This window comes from Geofilum sp. OHC36d9 (assembly GCF_052400685.1).
In the GTDB taxonomy this organism is placed as follows: Bacteria; Bacteroidota; Bacteroidia; order Bacteroidales; family Marinilabiliaceae; genus CAZHHH01.
In genome coordinates this window covers 1-3,054 of sequence record NZ_JBQTGJ010000040.1, presented here as the reverse complement: position 1 = coordinate 3,054, position 3,054 = coordinate 1, and the positions used below count along the sequence as shown (strand labels likewise).

Sequence of the window (3,054 nt, the reverse complement as noted above, 5' to 3'; positions counted from 1 at the left end):
TTTATGTGCGTCTGTAAAGCCAGCTACGTCGTTACGCTTGTCATAAAATATAGTCATTTACGAAAAGTAAACGCCTTAATTTTTATGACTTCGCAAGCCTCGTATTTAAACTTTATATTTTAAACACTTTAATTATTGTGAAACGCTAAATTTATGTGCGTCTGTAAAGCCAGCTACGTCGTTACGCTTGTCATAGAAACAGTCATTTACGAAAAGTAAACGCCTTGTTTTTTATGACTTCGCAAGTTTCGTATTTAAACTTTATATTTCAAACACTTTAATTATTGACAGACTCTAAACCGCGTTGCAAAAAAACACTTTTTTTTTCGTTACTCCCCTTTAAAAATGATAATATGTCATAATAAAACCTTTTTTTAAGCTTCACGAGCCTTTGATTTGAACATTTTCTGCCAGACGTCAGTTTTTTTCCTCTCCGCCACATTATTTTTGAATTAAAACGTAAATAATTTAGCACTAAAAGTCCGGATTGGTATTTCAACCGTTTCAATAGTAACTATGCTATTCCTACCTCATCTTCGCCTGATTCAAAACGACCATTTATTTTATGTATTAATTAGTGTTTGTCTATAATGTCAACTTCTGCGTTACGCTTGTCATAAAAACAGTCATTTACGAAAAGTAAACGCCTTGATTTTTATGACTTCGCAAGACTTGAATTTGAACTTTATATTTCAAACACTTTGTTTATGGACAGACTCTAATTAAATTCCTGCCAATGGGTTGATTCTTACGCTAAACAATGCCAGGTAACATGGGTACAAACTGAAAAGAGCCGAAGCACTGCTGCTCAAACTCATCGTCAGACAATCGCACCACGCGTGTCATTTCCTGCACATTACGCCCCACGGGCACCACCAACGCCCCCCCAACCCTTAACTGAAGCAACAATTGCCGGGGGACACTTAAAGCACCAGCAGTAACCAGGATGGCATCAAACGGCTCAAACCCGGGCAGGCCTGCGTAACCATCACCCAAAAACAATCTAATTTTAGGATAACCGATATCCGACAACAAAGTTTTACATTTTTTATAAAGAGACGACTGTCGTTCAATAGAATAGAGCTCCACCCCCATCTCGGCCAGAACAGCGGCCTGATACCCCGATCCGGTTCCAACTTCCAGGACTTTACAACCGGCATTCACCTTCAATAATTGCGATTGAAAGGCCACAGTATAAGGTTGCGAAATAGTTTGCCCCGAACCGATGGGAAATGCCGCATCGCGATAAGCAAACTTCACAAATGAGCTGTCCATAAACAAATGCCGGGGCACTTTCCCGATGGCTTCGAGAACAATTTTATCGGTTATCCCCTTCTCCATCAGCTCATCCACCAATCGGCGTCGTAATCCCTGATGTCTGAATGAGTCAAGTCGCTTCATGGCAACAAAGATAAAAGAGTTCATCAAAATAACCGACAAGAGATAAAAAAACGAAGCACAATACTTTTTTATAAAAAAAATCGTTTGATTTACAGAAATGTATTTTTAAGGGAAACTCAATCGGAACATGCGCACAAACAAACGGATTAAAAATTTAGCACCGGGAATAATGGCGGCTATTTTTGACGGTATGCTCTTTTCGCTACTGTTGCTGATTATTCCCCTATTTGTAATCGAAACAAAACTCCAACCACTCATAGCGCCCGTAACCAGCATCCCGGTAGAATTTTTAATACCGCTGGTTCTAATAGGATTAATTGCCCTGTCCGGCAGCTACAAATCCAACTGCAACTCGTCGGGCCAACTCTCGGTAAAACTTCCCATAGCAATATTATGGAGTCTCTGTATCCTCATCGTTGTTATGCTGATTAATCAACCACCATCGGTTCTCAACAGCTTTTCTTACTTGCTAAAAATAGTCATCATTACCGGCATATACACCACGTTCATCCTTTTCAACCGACTGATAGTGCAACTTATCACCGGGTTAATGCTGAAAAAAGGGATTATTTGTCACCGCATACTGTTTGCCTTTCAGCAAATACCGGACTCTCCGTTTCTAAAAGAATTTTCGCGGCGCATTGAGTCCAACAATTTCACCCTTGCCGGCTACTGCAGCGATGAAAATGTCACCCACAATTATTTTAAGGAAGCTTCACGGCTGGGTAAATACGGCGAAACGGCCGAAGTTATAAAAGAAAATAATATTGATGAAGTCATTCTGTTCAGCTGTACCAATAACATCAGACAAACAGAGCACATATTGTCGCAAATAGACACATCTAACGTTTTGGTGCGCATTCCGCCGGAATCGAAAAATTATCTGCTGAATCAATATCTTCAAAAACAAACGGATGACCTGCCTGCCATCTCCATCCGTCCGAAAAAACAAACGCTTGTTTACAAAATACTTAAACGCTCGTTGGATATTATCTTTGCCCTGGCCGGACTTCTGTTCACAGCACTCATTTACCCATTTATTAGTGCGCTGATAAAAAAAGAGTCGCCGGGGCCGGTTATTTTCACTCAACTGCGACGCAACCATAAAGGGTGTAAATTCAAGCTTTTTAAATTCAGGACCATGTACACCGACGCAGAAAAAGACGGTCCGGCCCTGGCTGCGCGCGCCAAAGACGACCGTATCACGCCCTTTGGTCATTACATGCGCCGCATTCATCTCGACGAGTTACCTCAATTCTGGAACATCCTAAAAGGCGATATGTCGTTAATTGGCATACGCCCCGAAAGAGATTATTTTGCCCGTATACTTGAAAAGGAAACACCTTATTACCAGTTTATAAGTCAGATAAAACCCGGACTAACTTCTTTGGGGATGGTTAAATATGGCTATGCGCACAGCGTTGAAGAGATGAAAGAGCGGATGTTCTATGACATCATCTATCTCAATAATCAATCATTTATTTTTGACATTCAAATCATTGGAAATACCATCATCTATATTATAAAAAGGATATTTTTCAACCCTAAATAAAACGGGGCATCCGCTTAAATTGGCTTGTCATATTCTGAAATAGCTTGACGTAAAAAGTCAAGTAAAATGAAAAAAAAAGGAATTGCCATGTTAACAAATAG

2 protein-coding genes are annotated in these 3,054 nt (G+C 40.2%); one reads left to right on the top strand and one right to left on the bottom strand.

Annotated features, from left to right (window positions below):
* Positions 1–753: 753 nt before the first annotated feature.
* Positions 754–1,401, bottom strand: coding sequence for a protein-L-isoaspartate(D-aspartate) O-methyltransferase (locus tag ACT3CD_RS17190; protein WP_444646902.1), 648 nt, complete (start codon positions 1,399–1,401; stop codon positions 754–756).
* A gap of 127 nt (positions 1,402–1,528) precedes the next feature.
* Between ACT3CD_RS17190 and ACT3CD_RS17185 the strand changes: the two genes are divergently transcribed.
* Entirely contained in the window at positions 1,529–2,953 is a 1,425-nt protein-coding gene (locus ACT3CD_RS17185) for an exopolysaccharide biosynthesis polyprenyl glycosylphosphotransferase (RefSeq protein WP_444646901.1), read from the top strand.
* The last annotated feature ends 101 nt before the right edge of the window (positions 2,954–3,054 follow it).

Coding starts and splice junctions, on each gene's coding strand:
- ACT3CD_RS17185 (WP_444646901.1), top strand. CDS start 1,529: ATGCGCACAAACAAACGGATTAAAAATTTAGCACCGGGAATAATGGCG.
- ACT3CD_RS17190 (WP_444646902.1), bottom strand. CDS start 1,401: ATGAAGCGACTTGACTCATTCAGACATCAGGGATTACGACGCCGATTG.